This window comes from Mesocryomonas fontinalis (genome assembly GCF_055730125.2).
The window spans coordinates 412,853-430,822 of sequence record NZ_JBUZWG020000005.1; the positions used below are offsets into that span (position 1 = coordinate 412,853).

Here is a 17,970-nt window from a genome sequence, read left to right on the forward strand (position 1 = left end):
GCGTCCGGAGCTCTGGGATCCCCGGCAGGCTTCCGATGCCCTTCGCCGTCATCCGGCGATGTCGATGACGCCGGCCTCGCCTTCCTCGCTGCCGAAAGCCAGCCGGGCGCCCTTGGCGTCCCAGCCCATGGTCCGGACCGCACTCTTGCCGCCGCGACGCAGCACCGCCTCGCGGTTGTCGGAGATCCGGACGGCGAGGATCATGCCGTCCTCGTAACCGATCGCCAGCATGTCCTCGACCGGGTGGCAGGCAACCGCCGTGACCATGCTGTCGCCGCGGGTGCCGAGCTCGAGCGGCGCCTTGCCGATCGGGCCTTCCTTGCCGGAAAAAGGCCAGAGGATCGCGGCCGGTGCGCCGGAGGTCGCGAGGAACTTGCCCTTGGCGGACCACGACCAGTCCTTCACCTTGGCGGGATAGCCCGTCATCTTCATGTGCTTGCCGTCCTCGACCCGCCAGCCGTGCAGCGCATTTTCCTGCATGCGGGTGACGAGGAAGCGCCCGTCCGGCGAAAAGGCGATGCCGATATGCGCGCCCTTCCATTCAAGAAGAGCCGGCGGGCTGTCGGTGCCCGCGAAGAACAGCGAAGTCCCGTCGTAGCGCGCTGTCGCCATCCGCAGCCCTTTCGGTGCAAAGGCGATGTCCTCGACCGAGCGCTCGTGCGGAAACGCTTTCAGGGTGCCGTCGGCGAGACGAACCGTTGCGGTGCGCCCGTTGGCGAAGCCGACGACCCCGTTCGGACCTCCGGCCACCGCGTCGATCCACTTCCGGCCGATCGACGCCAGCTCGGTCTGGCCGCCGTCGGCGGTGATGGCAAGGACACGCCCATCCTCGCCGCCCGTCAGCAACCGGTGGCCGAAACCGTCGTAGCGGGCCGTGGTCAACCCGCCTCTATGCGCCTCGACGGTACGCTCTCCCCCGGCTGGAAAGCGCACCGTGCCATCCGCCAGCGCGAACACCGGCTCGTCCTTCAGAAACAGTGCTGCCTCGACGAAACCCTCGAAATCATAAGGGGCGATCGAGGGCATCAGGCATCGGCTTTCTGGCGAACCGCACATTCTTCGAACGCCGCGGTGAGCGAGGCGCGGTCGAGGTCACGTCCGATGAACACCAGCCGGCTCTCGCGCGGCTCGTCGGCGCGCCAGGGGCGCTGGTGATCACCCTCGATGATCATGTGAACGCCCTGGACGACATAACGGTCGGGATCCCCGGCAAACGCGATGATGCCCTTAAGGCGCAGGATGCTCGGGCCTTGCGCCTGGGTCAGTGCCTGGATCCAGGGGAAGAACTTCTTCTGGTCCATCTCGCCGCCGCGCAGCGAGACCGACATCACCGTCACGTCGTGGATCGGCGAGGCGTCGGCGTGGCTGTGCCCATGATGGTCATGGTCATGGTCATGGTCATGATGCGAATGCCCGTGATCGTGGCCATGCGCGTGATCATGGCTGTGGTCGTGGCCGCAACTCGGGCCGCAATTCTCGTCGTGCACATGCTCGTCGTGCGAATGCCCTGCCTCGACGAGAAACTCCGGCTCTGCGTCGAGTACCCGCGACAGATCGAACGCGCCCTGGTCGAGCACCCGGTCGAGCGCGATCTCCGCGCGCTGGGTCCGGTGGATCACCGCGTGCGGATTGATCGCCCGCACAGTGGCCTCGATCTTGGCGAGCTCTTCCGGGGTCACGAGGTCGGTCTTGTTGAGGAGGACGACGTCCGCGAAGGCGATCTGGTCCTCGGCCTCGCGGCTATCCTTCAGGCGCAAGGGCAGGTGCAGCGCATCGACCAGCGCAACGACGGCGTCGAGCCGGGTCTTGGCGCGCACGTCCTCGTCCATGAAGAAGGTCTGCGCCACCGGCACCGGGTCGGCGAGGCCCGTGGTCTCGACGATGATGCCGTCGAAGCGGCCCTTGCGCTTCATCAGGCCCTCGACGACGCGCACCAGGTCGCCGCGCACGGTGCAGCAGACGCAGCCATTGTTCATCTCGTAGATCTCTTCGTCCGACTCGACGATGAGGTCGTTGTCGATGCCGATCTCGCCGAACTCGTTGACGATGACGGCATAGCGCTTGCCGTGGTTACCGGAGAGGATGCGGTTCAAGAGCGTCGTCTTGCCCGAGCCGAGATAGCCGGTGAGGACGGTGACGGGGATCTGTGCTGACGTGTCGGACATCTCTGCCTCCTTGGTGGTCGGCCGGATATAGGCGCGTCGGGCGAGGATTGCACGGGGGTGGGTGCAAAGCCGGCCAAGCGCAAATCGCTGGGCGTTCTCCGGGGCGAAGCCTAGGCTCGGGGCTTAGAGACTGACGCCCGGAGCAATCCGTCACATGGATGAGTTCGAATGGGACGAGGCGAAGCGTGCGGCGAACCTCGTGAAGCATTCGGTCGACATCTTGAGGGCCGCCCGCATCTTCCGTGCACCCACCATCGACGTGATCGATCGGCGGTCGGCGTACGGCGAGGACCGCATCCGGTCTGTCGGCATTGTCGGCGAGGAGTGCTATGTTGTGATCTGGACCTGGCGGGGTCACGCCCGCCGGCTGATCTCAGCCTGGAAGGGAGGACGACGTGACCGGAAAAAATATCAGGCGGGCAACGCTCGATGAAATTTTGGAAATGGATCGTCGCGGCGAACTCTACCACAACCCTAACGCTCCGGACGGCCCAGAGCTTGGCGACGACTTCTGGGAAAACGCCGTGGTCTCGCCCGCCCCGCCGCACGACACCATCGTGCTGCCGGTGAAGCGCGAGGTGATGGAGTGGTTCAAGCGGGAATATCCGGACTATCCCCACCGCATGAACGAGATCCTGCGCGCTTACATGCAGGCCATGGACATCCAGAAGGCCGGCTGACGCTCACGCCAGCCGCGCTAGATCGAAGGCCAGCACGTCGGCGACCATCTCGGCAAAACCTGCCGCCTGGTATGCCGCGATCGCTGCCCCGATCTCCGCCGTCGCCAGGCGGGTGTCACCGACGACGCCGGCCGCGTTGAGGTCCCCCGCCATCCAGCCGAAGTTCAGCCGGCCATGCGCCCGAAGCCGCCGCATGTCGCGTGCGAGCTCAGTCTGCAGCGAGGGGAAATCGTCGATCTCTTCGCTGCGCACGAGATCCGGCCGGAAATGCAGCATCAGCGCCGTCTCCACCGCGCCGCCGTGGATCCCGTCCGCGATCTCCGCATCAGGCAGAAGATTTTCCGGATAGCCGAAGCGCATCCAGCTGCAGGTGGCGACGAACAGGCCGAGTGAGCGGCGCAGCTCCAGCGCGGCCGTCTCCATCACCGGCGTGTTGCCGCCATGCGAGGACACGAGGATGATCCGGCGGAAGCCGGCTTCCGAGAGGCTCTCGCCGATCCGGATGAGGCTCGTCGTCGCGGTCTGCCAGTCATGGTCGATGGTGCCGGGAAAATGCGTGTGCTCGGCCGACTTGCCGATCCGCAGCGTCGGCAAAAACGTCGCGCGCACCTCTGCCGGCAGCAGACTGGCGGCGGCGGAAACCATTTCGTCGGCAATGATGGCGTCGGTGCCGAGCGGCAGGTGGGCGCCATGCTGCTCGATCGCGGCGACCGGCAGGATGGCGACCGCACTGGCAAGATCGGCATCTCCGGCCAGCTCGCTCGAGGTCATTTCCTCGTAGAATCGACGCATCACGCTTTCGTCCCGCTGTCGCCGGCCCGTTGCCGCGCCCGTGCTCTCTACCCCGCGCGGCCCGGCGGCGGAAGCGCAGCTAGACTTTGGCCAGTCGCTTGTTCATCTTGCGCGCCAGTGCTGGGCGGGAACCGGATGACACCCAAGAAGAAGAAAAGGTCGACGATGACCCAGCTCGTGCTCTCCGCCCGGGCGGGCCGGACTGCGCTGTCGGCTCGGCTTTCGGCGATGGGCCTCTATCCCGGCCAGGATGCGGTGCTGCTGGCGCTCGGCGCCGAGGACGGGATGTCGCTGCGCGATCTTGCCGACCGGCTGACGGTGCGGCCGCCGACCATCACCAAGACCGTCGCCCGGTTGGCTGGCCAGGACCTCGTGGAAAAGCGCGCCTCAGGCACGGATGCCCGCCAGAGCCACGCCTTCCTGACCGAAAAGGGCCGCGCGCTGGTAGCGGAGGTGCGCGAGACCCAGCGGGCGGTCGAGCGCAATGCCCTGCGCGGCCTCTCGGAAAAGGAGCGCAAGACGCTGCGCAAGCTGCTGCAGCGGGTCGAGCGCAATTTCGTCCCCGAAACCGAAACGGACGAGGCGCCCCTTGATGCGTGAGGCCGCCCAAAGCGCCTTGCGCCGAAGCGCCGGGTCCGTCCGCAATTATTTCCTTCCCGCACCCGCCGGTCTTTGCCATACGTCCAGGATGACGAGCGAGATGGACCGGACATAGGTGGCGCAGAAGGTCAAACTCTCGACGATCGCCGATGCGCTCGGTCTGTCGACCGCAACCGTTTCGCTCGCGCTACGGGACAGCCCGCTGGTCGCCGAGGTGACGCGGGAGCGGATCAAGGAAGAGGCGCGCACCTCCGGCTACATCTACAACCGCCGCGCCGCGAGCCTTCGGACATCGAAGTCCGGCATCGTCGGCGTCTGCGTGCACGACATCATGAACCCGTTCTTCGGCGAGATCCTGAAGTCGATCGAGGACGAGCTGGATCGCCACCGCCAGACCTTCATCCTCTGCAACCACTACGACGAGCTGTCGAAGCAGCGTTCCTTCGTCGACACCATGCTGCAGCTCGGTGCCGACGGTATGATCCTGTCGCCGGCGATCGGTACGCCGCCCTCCGACATTCACCTGGCCGAAGAGAACGACCTCCCTTGCGTGCTGATCGCGCGTACCGTCGAGGGCTCTGGCGTCACCAGCTTTCGCGGCGACGATAGTTTCGGCATGGGCCTCGCCGTGCAGCACCTTATCGGCCGGGGCCATCGGCGCATCGCCATGATCGGCGGCACGGAGATGACCTCGACCGGCCGCGAGCGCGAGCGCGGCTACCTCCGTGCGCTTTCGGAGGCCGGCATCGACTTCCAGCCGGAATGGCGGATCAGCGGACCACGCAGCCGTCATTCCGGCTTCGACGCGACGGGGCAGTTCCTGGCGCTCGAGGACCGTCCGACGGCTGCCTGCTGCTTCTCAGACCTCGTGGCGCTCGGCTTCATGTCCGGCCTCAGCCGCGCGGGGCTGCGACCGGGTGCCGACGTCGCCGTCATGGGCTATGACGACATCGACGAGGCGGCGATCGCCATGCCCTCGCTGTCGACCGTCGCCAACGGTCAGAGCGAGGTCGGCCGCCGCGCTGCCGCGGCCCTCCTCGCCCGCCTGCAGGGCGAACCCGGCTCCGGCCAGGTCGAGCTCATCACCCCGCAGCTCAAGATCCGACAATCCTGCGACTATGCCTGGCCGGACCAGACGGCCTGAGGAGACGACATGACCGATCTGAAGTCCGTCCGCGTGCTGGTGTCCGGCAAGCTGCACGCGCCGACCCTCGAAAGACTGCGCGGCATCTTCGACGTGCACTATCTTCCCGACGGCGCCATCGACAGCCTGACCGACGCCGAGCGCGCCGCCGTGCGGGGCGTTGCGCTGCGCGGCGGAATGACCCCGGCAAAGCTGGCGCTGCTGGCGAACGTCGAGATCGTCGCGAGCTTCGGCGTCGGCTATGACGGGATCGACGCGGCAGATGCCGCTGCGAAGGGCGTCGCTGTTTCCAACACGCCCGACGTCCTCAACGACGAGGTGGCCGACACCGCCGTCGCCTTGCTTCTCAACACGGTGCGCGAGCTGCCGAAAGCCGAAGCCTATCTGCGCGCCGGCGAATGGGTGTCGAAGGGCGACTATCCCCTTACCCGCATGACGTTGCGCGGCCGCCGCATCGGCATCATGGGCCTTGGCCGGGTCGGCCTTGCCGTCGCCAAGCGTCTCGAGGCCTTCGGTGTCAGCATCGCCTACCACAACCGCTCGCAGCGCAAAGACGTGCCCTATGCCTACCATCCGACCCTCGCCGCGCTGGCGGAGGCGGTCGATACGCTGGTGATCGTGGCGCCCGGCGGCAGCAGCACCGACAAGGCGGTGAACGACACCGTTCTGAAGGCACTCGGACCCGATGGTGTGCTGATCAATGTCGGGCGCGGCACGGTGGTCGACGAGGCCGCGCTGATCTCGGCCCTCCAGGACGGCACCATCCGCGCCGCCGGTCTCGACGTGTTCGCAAACGAGCCGAAGGTGCCGCAGGCGCTGCTTGACGCAGACAACGCCGTGCTCCTGCCGCATGTCGGTTCGGCCTCCGTTCACACGCGCGACGCGATGGGCGACCTCCTGGCGGACAACCTCATCGCCTGGTTCGAGGGACGCCATCCACCGACGCTGGTGCCCGAGGCCGAGAAGGCCGGCCTTTCACCCCGGCGCTGAAACCGCCCTGTCCGGCCGTCACCGCGTAGCATCGGCACCTGTCCATCACCGTGATGATAGGGGAAGCGATGCGCGGCTCTCGCGGCTGTCATGAAGAAAGCGTTTGCTTCGACAGGTTCGGTTAACCTTTGGTTCATAGTATGCGGACGATAAGTTCGGTCAATCCGACGAGGAGAGCCGTGATGAGATTTGTCGCCATAGCCATGGCCATCGGTGTGCTCGGCACCTTTCTGGCTTCCAACCTGCAGGGCGCAGTCCTGTCGGGAGACGTCCGTCCCGCGACGCTCCTGACCGACGACACGATCACCGGCAGCGTCGTGCCGCTCAACCGCCAGGAAACACCTGACGCGGTGCGGCTGATCGATCTGCGCACCGGTGCCACCTGCAAGCTCGCCAAGCCCGACCCCGAGGCGAGGACCTTCCAGTTGATCCTGTTCGGGCCCGATTGCAGCCGGTCGCCCGGGATGTCGCGCGCCGCCTACTGGCGTTCGACCGACAATGGCGCGCTGATCATTGCCGACAGCGGCGGCGGCACGGTGCTGGAATTCGCCCCGGGCGACGGCGTGCTCTACGAGAGCATCTATCCCGACAACGAGCTGATCACCATCGTTCCCGCCAAGAGCTGAGCCGGAAGCTCCGGGAAACCCCGGAACCGGCGCCTTGCGCCTTATACCGCCGCGGACCGCGTCCTGATCTCGCCGAGAGACAAGCGCTGGCGGCCGGTCCCATCGTCGTTGGACGGATCCAGCCACGCCTCAAAGGCATGTTTCAGCTGCGGCCACTCGTCATCGAGGATGGCGTACCACGCGGTGTCGCGGTTCTTTCCCTTGACGATCAAATGCTGGCGAAAGAGCCCCTCCCAGGTGAAGCCGAGCCTCTCGGCGGCGCGCTTCGAGGGCAGGTTCGCGTCGTTGCACTTCCATTCGAAGCGGCGATAGCCGAGCCCGTCGAAGACGTAGGCCATGAAGCGGTAGAAGGCTTCCGTCGCCGCCGCCGTCCGCTGCAGGGCGGGCGACAGGCAGACGTGCCCGATCTCCGTGACGCCGTTCTGGGTGTCCGTGCGCATCAGCGCCGCGACCCCGGCGGCCGTGCCGCTGGTCACCGGGATGATGGCGTAGAAGACCGGCTCACCGCCGAGATAGGTCGCGCGCGCAAACGCGTCGAACGCGGCGCGGTCGGCGAAGGGGCCGTAAGGCAGCCAGGCCCAGATCGCGCCCTCCGCGTCGGCCGCAAAGGCATCGTAGAGCTCGCCGAAGCGCGTTTCGTCGACGATCCTCTCCAGCCGGACATGCCGGCCGTTCGCCGCAAGGCCGTCCGGGCGGGCACGCGGCGCGAAGGTCGACAGATCTGCGGTCATGAATGGCTCCGGATGAAGGCGAGGACTTTCGGGCGGATCGTCTTGTCGCCGAACGGCAAGGCCGTCGCCAGCGCGCTAATGGCACCAACATGATCGACGCCCTCGATGATGTCGACCTCCGCCGAGCCGCCGGCGGCCTTGACCTTCGCGCCGAGCGACCGCGTGTTCTTCGGATCGACGGTCGTGTCGTCGGATCCCGCGATCAGCAGCATCGGGGGCGTGCCCGGCCGGACGAAGTTCACCGGCTGGCTGGCGGCAAGGAGGTCTTTCGGGAAAATCCGAATGTAGCGTTCTTCGGTCAGCGGCAGGAAGTCGTAGGGACCGGCGAGACCGATGAAGCCGGCAAAGCGCCGGTTCGGCGCATCGGCGTCGCCGAGGTAGTGCGGATCGAGCGCCAGGAGCGCCGCGATCTGCGCGCCGGCGGAGTGGCCCATCATGAAAACCGGACGCTCGCCGCCGGGAAGCGCGCCGGCGCCGCGCCGCGAGAGGGTCTCGATCGCCGCGACAGCCTTGGCGCCATCCTCGACGAAGCCCGGAAACTTCACCTCCGGATAGACGCGGTAGTCGGGAATGGCGACGGCGATGCCCTCGCTCGCCAGCGATTGGCCCACGAAGCCGTAGATCGCCTTGTCGCCGGATTCCCAGGCGCCGCCATAGATGAAGATCACCAGCGGCGTCTTCGCCGTCGCCCCATCCGGCACGTAGAGATCGAAGGTGCCGCGCGCGCCCTCGGCATAGCGCAGACCGTGCTGGACGGAGTAGCCGGACTTGCTGGTGATGGCGTTGAGGACGGCGGGGCCGGCACAGGCGACAAGACCGGCAGTCAGCCCGCAGACAGCGGAGAGGACGAGAAAGAGGCGGAGCAACATGAAAACCTGCGGGAGACGAAATGGGAGGCCATAGCGTCACCGACTTCAGCCGCGATCAAGCCGTCTGGTGATCGGCGCCGATCACTCTCTCGTGCCGGCCCGGCCGCCGCCTGTCGCCGGTGCAACCGGCGGGCGGCCGGACTTTCGCTCAGGCCCGGAGCGCCGAGGCCTCGGCAGCAAGGCGGGTGATCTCGGCGAAGTCGCCGGCGGCGAGCGCCTCCTTCGGCGCGACCCAGGATCCGCCGACGCAGACGACGTTCGGCAGCGCCAGGTAGTCGGCGACGTTCTTCATCGAGACGCCGCCGGTCGGGCAGAAGCGGATCTGCTGGAAGACCGGCGCCAGCGACTTGAGGTAGGCGATGCCGCCCGACTGCTCGGCCGGAAAGAACTTGAGGAGGTCGTAGCCTTCTTCCAGCATCGCCATTAGTTCGCTCGGCGTCGTCGCCCCCGGCAGCAGCGGGACGGAGGAGCCCTTGGCGGCATCGAGCAGCTCGACAGTGGTCCCGGGCGAGACGATGAACTTCGCCCCCGCCTCCTGCGCCTGGTCGAACTGCCTGGGATTGAGGATGGTGCCGGCGCCGCAGATGCACTCCGGCACCTCGGCCGAAACGGCGCGGATGGCATCCAGCGCGGCGGGCGTGCGCAAGGTGATCTCGATCGCCTTCAGCCCGCCCCTCGCCAGCGCCCGCGCCAGCTCGACAGCCTCGGCAGCGCTCGACACGGCGACGACCGGCATCACCGGCTGCGCCGTCAGGATGCTCATCAGGAGGTCTTTGTTCTGCGCCATCGTCATCTTCCGCTCTGCATGTCCTCTCGGACGGTCGAGAAGCTCTAGCGCAACTGGCGCCCGAACCGAAACCTCATCCGATACTTTTCGCCGTCAGGTCCGCCGCCGGGGCGAGAACGGGTCCTCCACCGTCGGATGTCCCTCGGTCTCGGCGGTCTCGAGCGCGGCGATGAAGCTGTCGCACCAGTGCGCCGCCGTGCCCTCGAACACCCGCGCGCGCATCGCCTGATACCGCCGCTGACGCTCTTCCAGCGGCATGGTCAGCGCTTCCTGTAGCTTGCGCGCCATGTCGTCTGCGGAATACGGATTGACCACCAGCGCATCCATCAGCTCGGCCCGCGCACCGGCGAAGCGCGAGAGGATGAGGACGCCCGGATCATCGGGATCCTGCGCCGCGACGAACTCCTTGGCGACAAGGTTCATGCCGTCGCGCAGCGGCGTGACCATGCAGACCCGCGCCGCCCGGTAGATCCCCGCCAGCGCGCGACGGGTGAAGCCGGTCGTCATGATCTTGACCGGCGTCCAGTCGAGCGTCGAGAAGCGGCCGTTCAGATTGCCGGCAAGACCCTCGAGCTCGGCGCGCAAGTCCATGTAGGCATCGAGCTCGGAGCGCGACAGCGGCGCGATCTGGAGGAAATTCACATTGCCGCGGTTGTCGGGATAATCCTCCAGCAGCCGCTCGAAACCGTGCAGCCGCTCGACCAGCCCTTTGGAATAGTCGAGGCGATCGACGCCGACGATCTGCAGCCGGCCGCGGCCGATGTCGCGCAGCATTTCCTCGTGCTCGCTCGCCTCGGGCGACAGCGCGAAACGCGCGAACCCTTCCGCGTCGATGCCGATCGGAAACGCCGAGGCCTGGACGACGCGGTCCCCGACCCTGATCCGGTCGCCCGGCAACTTTTCGCCGCCCAGCTCATGGACGCAGAAGTTCGCAAAATTGCGCCGGTCCTGCGGGGTCTGGAAGCCGATCAGGTCGTAGGCGAGCATCGCCCGCACCATGTCGTGCGAGCCCGGCAGCGCGGTGAAGATCTCCGGCGGGGCAAAGGGAATGTGCAGAAAATAGCCGAGCCGGCCATCGAATCCCGCCTGCCGCAACTCGAGCCCCAGATAGAAGAAATGGTAGTCGTGCACCCAGACGATGTCGTCGTCGCTGACGAGTTCGGCCAGCGCCAAAGCGAAGCGCTTGTTGACGGACCGGTAGATCCGGTCGGATTCGCGGTCGAACTGCACGAGGTCGAGCCGGTAGTGCAACAGCGGCCAGAGCGAACGATTGGCATAGCCGAGATAGAAGCCGTTCTGCTCCTCCTCGGTCAGATCGATCGTCGTCAGCGCGGTCGAGCCGAATACCTCGGTTTTCGGCGCCGCGGTCTCGGCGTCCTCGGCGGTCTCGCCGCTCCAGCCGAACCATAGCCCGCCGCGCCGCCGCAGTGCATCGGCAAGACCCACGGCCAGGCCACCGGCCTTGCCCTCGTCGCTGAGCGGGCCGACCCGGTTGGAAACGACGACGAGCCTTTTCCGGGCATCCTTCATCGGGCTGCTCTCCTGTTGGCGCCGCTCATGCCGTGGCCGCCCCGAGCCAGCGGTGCACCGCCGCCACGTCGTCCAGCAGGAACTCGGCGACGGTCGGAGCGGCGCCGACCTTGATGGAAATGCCGCCGGCTTCCCGCACGAAGGCAAGCGCGAACTCGTCGGTCACGTCATCGCCGGCATAGACCGGCACGCGCCCGGCAAAGGCCGGTTCGCGCAGGAGGTCGGCCAGCGCCTTGCCCTTGTCCATGCCCGCCGGGTGCACCTCGACGATGCCGTCGCCCGCCATGACCGCAAGGTCGGCCCGTCCAGCGGTGACCTCGGCCATGATCGCCTGAGCGGTCGGCCCCAAAGCCGGCACGGTGCGGTAGTGCAGCACCAGCGCGGTGCCCTTGTCTTCGAGGTGCAGGCCGGGATGGGCCGCAAGGCGCGCGGTCATCTCGGCGCGGAGGTCGTCGAGATCGGCGGGCTCGGCCAGCCGCAGCGTCGGCCCGGCCGGATGCAGGCGCCGTTCGAGCCCGTGCACGCCGGCAGCCGCGAACTGAAGCGGCGCCAGAAACCGGTCGAGATCGGCGATCTGGCGACCGCTGACGATACCGAGCGCGCCGGAGAGTTCTGCCTTCAGGGCAGTGAGCCGGTCGAGCACGGCCGGCTCGATCATGACGCCCGCAGGGTCGTCACAAAAGCCGACAAGGGTGCCGTCGAAATCGAGAAAGAGCGCGTGCGTCGGGGCGATGATGTCTGGAGGATAAGCCATGATAGGCGGTTGATAGCATTTCAGCCGGCGGAAACCACCCTTTTGACAAATTCATGCCCCGCACGGCCGGCATTTCGCCCGCAAGGAATCCTGGCAAGGACGGCCCCGGAGCATGCCCCCGCCCCCTTCCGAACCTGCGCAAGAAGCGACGGCGAGCCGATGTCGAACCGCCGTCCACGCCTCATCGGTCTTCCGCGGGATGCCGGCGCGCTAAGTGCTGGCCATGGCCACGGCGAGCAAGGCTTGCGCCGTCGTGACCGCTGCAAGGGCGCGGTGATCGGCGCCAGCAGAACCGAATGGTTCCGCGGTTCGCCCCCCGATATCAGGCCGCCTGCCGCTTCATGTCGGGCGTCGGCAAGGCAACTACGTTGGGCGTCGTCTTCATGGCGCCCGCCACGGTACCGGCCACCATGTCGGCGGTAATGCCGCACAGCGTCCAGCCGAGATGGCCGTGGCCGGTGTTGTAGAAGACGCCCGGCAGCTTGCCGGCGCCGACGCGCGGGATCATGTTCGGCATCATCGGTCGCAGCCCGGCCCACGGGACGGACGACACGGTCGACACGCCGGGGAAACGCTTCTGAACCCACTCCGCCATGGGGGTGATCCGCGACATGCGGATGTCGCGGTTCTCGCCGGCGAACTCCGCCGTGCCGGCAACACGCAGCCGATCGCGGCCGAGCCGGCTGGTGACGATCTTCGCCTTGTCGTCGAGGAGGCTCACCCAAGGGGCCGCCGCCTGGCTCGTCTCGTCGCGAAGGTTCACCGTCAGCGAATACCCCTTCACCGGGTAGATGTTGACGCGATCGCCGAGCATGGCGGCAAAACGTCGGCTCTGGGTGCCGGCACAGACGACGATCCCGTCGAAATGCCGGAGGTCGGCCTGTCCGGCCACGGTGTAGGCGACGTCGACACCCGCACCGGTATGCTTCAGCGTCGCGACCACCGCGTCGTAGCAGAAGCTGACGCCTTTTCTGGCAGCGGCTGCCGCAAGACCGTGGGTGTACTTGTGGATGTCGCCGGTGAAGTCGCTCTCGGTGAAGAAGCCGCCGTGGAAGGTGCCGGCAATGTTCGGCTCGATCGCGGCGATTTCCGCCGGCGTCACCGCGCGGCGGTCGAGCCCGCCCTCGGCGAGCATGGCGTTGACGGCCAGACCATGGTCGAACTCGGCCTTGGTCTCGTAGACGTGGAGGATGCCGCGTTTCTCGAGATCGAAGGAGACGCCCTCGGCATCGGCCATGGCGATGAGGTGCTCGCGGGCGGCGACGGCAAGACGCGTGGTGGCGATGGTGTTCTCGCGATAGTTCTTCGCGGCCAGCACGAATTCCATCATCCAGGAAATCTTGTGCCAAGACGGCGCTGGATGGACGAGCAGCGGCGCGTCCTTCTTCAGCATCCACTTCAGACCCTTGAGGAAGGTCGAGGGATGGTTCCAGACCTCGGCGTTCGAGGCGGAAAGCTGGCCGCCATTGGCGAACGAGGTCTCCATGCCGGCATGCGACTGACGGTCGAAGACCGTAACGTCATAGCCGAGGGCGTTGAGCTTATAGGCAGTCGTCACGCCGGTGATACCGGCGCCAATCACGGCAATAGAGGTCACATCGATCCTTCCGACCAAGGAGGTGCCCTCCCCGGTCCATCGTTGTGCCCCTCCGTTCCTGGCCTGAGAGTTTCACGCCGCGGGATGATCCCGCTGGACGCTTGCTCCTTCGGCGGACGGGTTTGATGCCGTCACTCTCCGGATATGTCTTGAACCGCGCGGTCCTTTGTGCCTGAGAGTTTCCGGGGCGGTTGCTCCTTCGGCGCCGGACTGAAACCGGTCTCTCCCGCTGCGGCAGGTGGTCACAACATTACGCCCGAAGCCCTCCGCGAGCAAGTGCGAAACACTGTTGCTGCAGCTGCGAAGACAAGCATTTTCGGGGTTTACTCGCCGCGTGGATAACGCTTCGACTCTTCCAGAATGTTGAGGTCCATATGGTTGCGCATGTAGCGCTCCGAGGCCTTCTGCAGGGGCTGGTAGTCCCAGGGGTAATAGGCCCCGTTGCGCAAGGCCTCGTAGGTCACGTGCCGCCGCGCCTGGCTCTCGCGCACCGCCCGGTCGAAGGCCGGCAGATGCCAGCGGGCGGCGACCTCCGCCTTGAACCGCGCGACGGTCTCGGCATGCGCCGGATCGGCGGCAAGGTTCGTCCGCTCATGCGGGTCGGCGGCGAGATCAAACAGCTGCGGCGGATCCATGTCGCAAAGGGTGAATTTGAGATCGCCCTCGCGCAGCGCGACCATCGGCGCGATCGAGCCCTCGGCGGCGTATTCCATCGGCACCGCGGCGCTGCGCCGACCGGCAGCCCGGGTCTCGAGCAGCGAGGCGCCGTCCGTCCAGGGCGCGATCTCCGCGAGATCGATCCCGGCAAGATCGGCCAGCGTCGAAACGATGTCGAGCGTCGAGACAGGCGTCGTCACCAGGCCGGGCTCGATCCCCGGCCCCGCGAGCATCAGCGGCACCCGGGCGGATCCCTCGAAGAAGTTCATCTTGAACCACAGGCCGCGCTCGCCCAGCATGTCGCCGTGGTCGGAGGTGAACAGAACCACGGTGTTCTCATCCATCCGGCAGCGTTTGAGGATATCGAGAAGCTCGCCGATCTTCTCGTCGACATAGGAGATGTTGGCAAAATAGCCGCGGCGGGCGCGCGCGATCTCCTCGTCCGAAATGGCATAGGCGGCATCGTCGCAGGCCGTCATCAGGCGCTGCGAATGCGCGTCCTGCTTATCGAACGGGATGCGAGGAACCGTCGGCTGCAGCGCCGGGCAGTCGTCATAGAGATCCCAGTATTTTCGCCGGGCGACATAGGGATCGTGCGGGTGGGTGAACGAGACGGTCAGGCAGAACGGCCGTGTCTCGGCACCCCGCGACAGGTCGTAGAGTTTCTGCCCCGCGAGATGCGCTACCTCGTCGTCGTATTCGTACTGGTTGGTGATCTCCGCGACCCCCGCCCCGGTGACGGAGCCAAGGTTATGGTACCACCAGTCGATCCGCTCGCCCGGCTTGCGATAGTCCGGCGTCCAGCCGAAGTCGGCGGGATAGACGTCGGTCGTCAGCCGCTCCTCCAGCCCATGCAGCTGGTCCGGCCCGACGAAATGCATCTTGCCCGACAGCGCGGTGAAATAGCCGGCGCGGCGCAGGTGATGCGCATAGGTCGGGATCGAGGAAGCGAACTCCGCCGCATTGTCGTAGACGCCGGTCCGCGACGGTAACTGCCCCGACATCAGCGATGCCCGTGCCGGCGCACAGAGCGGGCTCGCGGTGTAGCAGTTGGCGAACCGCACGGAGCGCTCGGCCAGTGCCTTCAGGTGCGGCGCGTGCAGAAAATCGGCGGGACCATCGGGAAACAGCGTACCGTTCAGCTGGTCGACCATGAAGATCAGGATATTCGGGCGCATCGGGTCCTGCAGCTGGCTGGCGGTTGCGAATGGCGAATGGCGGATCGCTGAGCCTATTCGACGATCGTCCAGCCACCGCAATCCGGCTTGTCATACAGGAAAGATAGGATCGCCGCACAACAGGCGAGCGGTCCAGCAACGCCGCGACCGGCCGCAATGAGGACAGCGCGACTCGCAGGCCGTCGGAGCGAACGTCTCGGGCGTTCGAGATGGCCGCGAGCGTCTGCCGAAACAGCATCTTGGGCACGATGACGCCATGCTGCTTCGCCATCGGCTACAGCGGAGACCGGGGCACTGCCGATGCGATGCCGTCGGGGGAGACGCTGGATACAAGGTCGTCGGGGCTTGCTGCCGGTTCCGGCACTGCGTCTCCTGCGCACGGCAAAGGCCGGCGGTACCACAGAGACGCGCCGCCTCCATCAGCTGTTCAAGCCACTCTGGGTGCTCTTCAAGGATTTCAGCCGTATCAGGGTGCCCCATGCTGTCGCTGCGCACCTGCAGCTGACCAACGCCTTACCCCCAAAGCCGCCCCCGCTCGGCGCACGCGCACGTCGCCGCGTCGCAGAAGACTTTGCTGTGGCCGACGAGGGCTAACCCGAGGGGTGTCGATTTGGCTTCAGATCGCAGCGCCGCGCACGCCGTCGGAGCTGAACGAACCAAGCTCAGGAGGAATTCATTTTATGGGGCTGAAACAAAGTCGGCCCCACGATTGCTCGTGGGGCCGTTGGTTGCGGGGACAGGATTTGAACCTGTGACCTTCAGGTTATGAGCCTGACGAGCTACCGGGCTGCTCCACCCCGCGCCATTTCCGAGGCGTTTGGGTTCGTTGCCGAACCCGTCGTCTGCGGTGAGATCGATATATGCGACAGCGCGATGAATGGAAAGGGCCTGACCGAATTTTGTGACGAAAAAGTTTGCCGGCGTCGAGGCATGCTCGAAACCGTCGGGCCTTGTCGGGGCAAAATAAACGTCATCGCGCGGTCAATTGCAATCCGGCCCCCAGGGACCGGCCTTTTCTCTTCGGCGCCGGCGCCGAGTCGATGATGCCCTGGCTCGTCTAGTCGTCGCGTAATTTGCGCCGCAGGACCTTCCCGACGTTCGACTTCGGCAGCTCGTCGCGAAATTCGATATGCTTGGGTCGCTTGTAGCCGGTGAGTTCGCTCTTGCAGTAGGCCCTCACCTTATCGACGGTCATGGCGGCATCGGCGGTCACGACGAAGAGCTTCACCGCCTCGCCCGAGCTCTCGTCCGGCACGCCGATCGCCGCCGCCTCGACGATTCCCGGCATCTGGGTGACGATCTCCTCGATCTCGTTGGGGTAGACGTTGAAGCCCGAGATATTGATCATGTCCTTCTTCCGGTCGACGATGGTGAAGTATCCGTCCGGCCGCATCACCCCGATGTCGCCGGTCTTGAAGTACCCGTCTTCGGTCATCGTCCGCGCAGTCTCGTCGGGGCGGTTCCAGTAGCCGGCCATCACCTGCGGCCCGCGAATGGCGATCTCACCCCGCTCCCCCGCTGGCACATCCCGGTTCTCATCGTCGAGGATCCTGAAATCGGTGGAGGGCAGCGGCAGACCGATGGTGCCGGTATAGGAGACGTCGTCGACAGGGTTGCAGCTGGCCGACGGCGAGGTCTCCGACAGGCCGTATCCCTCGCAGATCGCGCTGCCGGTCAGGTCGAACCAGGCTTTCGCCGTTGCCGGCTGGACTGCCATACCGCCGCCGACCGAGAGTTTCAGGCTCGACCAGTCGACGCTGCCGGCATCCTGATGCCGGGCAAGCGCCGCAAACAGCGTGTTGACCGCCGGGAAGGAGTGGAAGGGTTGCGCTTTCAACGCCTTGAACACGCTCGGCAGATCCCGCGGATTGACGATCAGCACATTGCAGCCACCCGTGCGCATGGCGAGCATCAGGTTCACGGTGAAACCGAAGATATGGTAGAGCGGCAGCGCGGAGATCGTCACCACCTGCTCGCCTTGCGGGATCCGCTGCATCGCGGGCGAATGCCACAGCTCGGATTGCAGCACATTGGCGATGATGTTGCGGTGGAGCAGCATGGCGCCCTTGGAAACGCCCGTAGTGCCGCCGGTATACTGGAGCACCGCGACATCCTCGAGCGTCGTGTCCGCCTTCCGGAAAGGCGCCGCCTTGCCCTTGGCGATCGCCGCAGCCCAGCGGACGGCCCCGGGCAGCGCGTAGGCCGGCACCATCTTCTTCACCCGGCGCAGCACGAAGTTCACCAGGAGACGCTTGGGCGCCGGCAACATGTCGCCGACGGCGGTGAGGACGACGTGCTCGATCGACGTCGCCTCCCTGCAGGCCTCGAGCGTGTGCGCCATGTTCTCGAGAAGGACGATCGCCCGGGCGCCCGAATCCACCAGCTGGTGCTCCAACTCGCGTGGGGTGTAGAGCGGGTTGGTGTTGACGACGACCATTCCCGCCCGCAGCACACCTGCCACCGCGACGCCATACTGCGGCACGTTCGGCATCATTAGCGCAACCCGGTCGCCCTTCACCAGCCCGAGCGATTGGAGATAGGCCGCAAACGCGGCGGATTGGCGGTCGAGTTCGCCGAAGGACACCGACGCACCCATGAAATGGAACGCCGGTAGACGCCGATGTCGGGCGAAAGCCTCGTCGAACAGATCGGTCAGCGACCGATAGGGAAAAGCCGGCAGATCAGCCGGTATCGCCGCCGGGTAGTGGGCCAGCCAAGGTCTCTGCATGCTCGTTCCTCCCATCGAGGAGGCTATACGAGACGCCAGGAAAACGAAATTGCTTTCCGTTTACGTAAACGGCAGATAGCCATCGAGGCCGAGTTATCAGGAGAGGTTCATTCGCGTGGCAAGACCCCCGCGCCTTTTGACC

General features: G+C 66.2%; 17 protein-coding genes, 1 tRNA gene and 1 riboswitch. Of the genes, 6 read left to right on the forward strand and 12 right to left on the reverse strand.

Going from position 1 to position 17,970, the window contains the following annotated elements; translation table 11 throughout:
• Positions 1–48: 48 nt before the first annotated feature.
• Together ACZL02_RS15130 and ACZL02_RS15135 are read right to left on the reverse strand one after the other, a co-directional pair.
• Positions 49–1,026 (reverse strand): WD40 repeat domain-containing protein, encoded by a 978-nt coding sequence (locus ACZL02_RS15130; protein ID WP_472936679.1) that lies wholly within the window; start codon positions 1,024–1,026, stop codon positions 49–51.
• The gene (locus tag ACZL02_RS15135) at positions 1,026–2,165 is read right to left on the reverse strand and encodes a CobW family GTP-binding protein (protein ID WP_472936678.1); all 1,140 of its coding nucleotides are present in this window, start codon (positions 2,163–2,165) and stop codon (positions 1,026–1,028) included. Before ACZL02_RS15135 ends, ACZL02_RS15130 begins: the two co-directional genes overlap by 1 nt.
• A gap of 154 nt (positions 2,166–2,319) precedes the next feature.
• Here ACZL02_RS15135 and ACZL02_RS15140 point away from each other — a divergent pair, with 154 nt between their 5' ends.
• Positions 2,320–2,598, forward strand: coding sequence for a BrnT family toxin (locus ACZL02_RS15140; RefSeq protein ID WP_472936677.1), 279 nt, complete (start codon positions 2,320–2,322; stop codon positions 2,596–2,598).
• A 10-nt stretch (positions 2,599–2,608) separates the two neighbouring features.
• Complete coding sequence (locus ACZL02_RS15145) at positions 2,609–2,845, forward strand: hypothetical protein (RefSeq protein WP_472936676.1); 237 nt, start codon at positions 2,609–2,611, stop codon at positions 2,843–2,845.
• Between the two features lie 3 nt (positions 2,846–2,848).
• Here ACZL02_RS15145 and ACZL02_RS15150 read toward each other — a convergent pair whose 3' ends face one another.
• Positions 2,849–3,637 carry a creatininase family protein gene (locus tag ACZL02_RS15150; RefSeq protein WP_472936675.1) on the reverse strand — a complete coding sequence of 263 codons (789 nt, stop codon included), beginning with the start codon at positions 3,635–3,637 and terminating at the stop codon, positions 2,849–2,851.
• Between the two features lie 165 nt (positions 3,638–3,802).
• Here ACZL02_RS15150 and ACZL02_RS15155 point away from each other — a divergent pair, with 165 nt between their 5' ends.
• The 4 genes from ACZL02_RS15155 to ACZL02_RS15170 all read left to right on the forward strand — a co-directional run bounded on the left by ACZL02_RS15155 (position 3,803) and on the right by ACZL02_RS15170 (position 6,997).
• Positions 3,803–4,237: a MarR family winged helix-turn-helix transcriptional regulator gene (locus tag ACZL02_RS15155; RefSeq protein ID WP_472936674.1), complete on the forward strand. Its 435-nt coding sequence runs from the start codon at positions 3,803–3,805 to the stop codon at positions 4,235–4,237.
• A gap of 115 nt (positions 4,238–4,352) precedes the next feature.
• Positions 4,353–5,381, forward strand: coding sequence for a LacI family DNA-binding transcriptional regulator (locus tag ACZL02_RS15160; protein ID WP_472936673.1), 1,029 nt, complete (start codon positions 4,353–4,355; stop codon positions 5,379–5,381).
• Between the two features lie 9 nt (positions 5,382–5,390).
• Positions 5,391–6,371: a 2-hydroxyacid dehydrogenase gene (locus ACZL02_RS15165; protein ID WP_472936672.1), complete on the forward strand. Its 981-nt coding sequence runs from the start codon at positions 5,391–5,393 to the stop codon at positions 6,369–6,371.
• A gap of 182 nt (positions 6,372–6,553) precedes the next feature.
• Positions 6,554–6,997, forward strand: coding sequence for a hypothetical protein (locus ACZL02_RS15170; protein WP_472936671.1), 444 nt, complete (start codon positions 6,554–6,556; stop codon positions 6,995–6,997).
• Between the two features lie 41 nt (positions 6,998–7,038).
• Here ACZL02_RS15170 and ACZL02_RS15175 read toward each other — a convergent pair whose 3' ends face one another.
• The 9 genes from ACZL02_RS15175 to ACZL02_RS15215 all read right to left on the reverse strand — a co-directional run bounded on the left by ACZL02_RS15175 (position 7,039) and on the right by ACZL02_RS15215 (position 17,828).
• Positions 7,039–7,728, reverse strand: a complete 690-nt coding sequence (locus ACZL02_RS15175) for a GNAT family N-acetyltransferase (RefSeq protein WP_472936670.1) — start codon at positions 7,726–7,728, stop codon at positions 7,039–7,041.
• The gene (locus tag ACZL02_RS15180; RefSeq protein WP_472936669.1) at positions 7,725–8,597 is read right to left on the reverse strand and encodes an alpha/beta hydrolase; all 873 of its coding nucleotides are present in this window, start codon (positions 8,595–8,597) and stop codon (positions 7,725–7,727) included. Before ACZL02_RS15180 ends, ACZL02_RS15175 begins: the two co-directional genes overlap by 4 nt.
• Before the next feature lie 148 nt (positions 8,598–8,745).
• Positions 8,746–9,384: a 2-dehydro-3-deoxy-phosphogluconate aldolase gene (locus tag ACZL02_RS15185; RefSeq protein WP_472936668.1), complete on the reverse strand. Its 639-nt coding sequence runs from the start codon at positions 9,382–9,384 to the stop codon at positions 8,746–8,748.
• A 93-nt stretch (positions 9,385–9,477) separates the two neighbouring features.
• Complete coding sequence (locus ACZL02_RS15190) at positions 9,478–10,914, reverse strand: alpha,alpha-trehalose-phosphate synthase (UDP-forming) (RefSeq protein ID WP_472936667.1); 1,437 nt, start codon at positions 10,912–10,914, stop codon at positions 9,478–9,480.
• A gap of 25 nt (positions 10,915–10,939) precedes the next feature.
• On the reverse strand, positions 10,940–11,668 hold the full coding sequence (gene otsB, locus ACZL02_RS15195) for a trehalose-phosphatase (RefSeq protein WP_472936666.1): 729 nt from the start codon (positions 11,666–11,668) through the stop codon (positions 10,940–10,942).
• 322 nt (positions 11,669–11,990) lie between these two features.
• Complete coding sequence (locus tag ACZL02_RS15200; protein ID WP_472936665.1) at positions 11,991–13,265, reverse strand: D-amino acid dehydrogenase; 1,275 nt, start codon at positions 13,263–13,265, stop codon at positions 11,991–11,993.
• A 150-nt stretch (positions 13,266–13,415) separates the two neighbouring features.
• Positions 13,416–13,504, reverse strand: a riboswitch (glycine riboswitch).
• A gap of 84 nt (positions 13,505–13,588) precedes the next feature.
• Entirely contained in the window at positions 13,589–15,100 is a 1,512-nt protein-coding gene (betC, locus tag ACZL02_RS15205) for a choline-sulfatase (protein WP_472936664.1), read from the reverse strand.
• 725 nt (positions 15,101–15,825) lie between these two features.
• A tRNA-Met gene (locus ACZL02_RS15210) sits at positions 15,826–15,902 on the reverse strand.
• Positions 15,903–16,157: 255 nt separating this feature from the next.
• A complete protein-coding gene (locus ACZL02_RS15215; protein WP_472936663.1) occupies positions 16,158–17,828 on the reverse strand; it encodes an AMP-binding protein in 1,671 nt (556 codons plus the stop codon).
• Between the last annotated feature and the right edge of the window lie 142 nt (positions 17,829–17,970).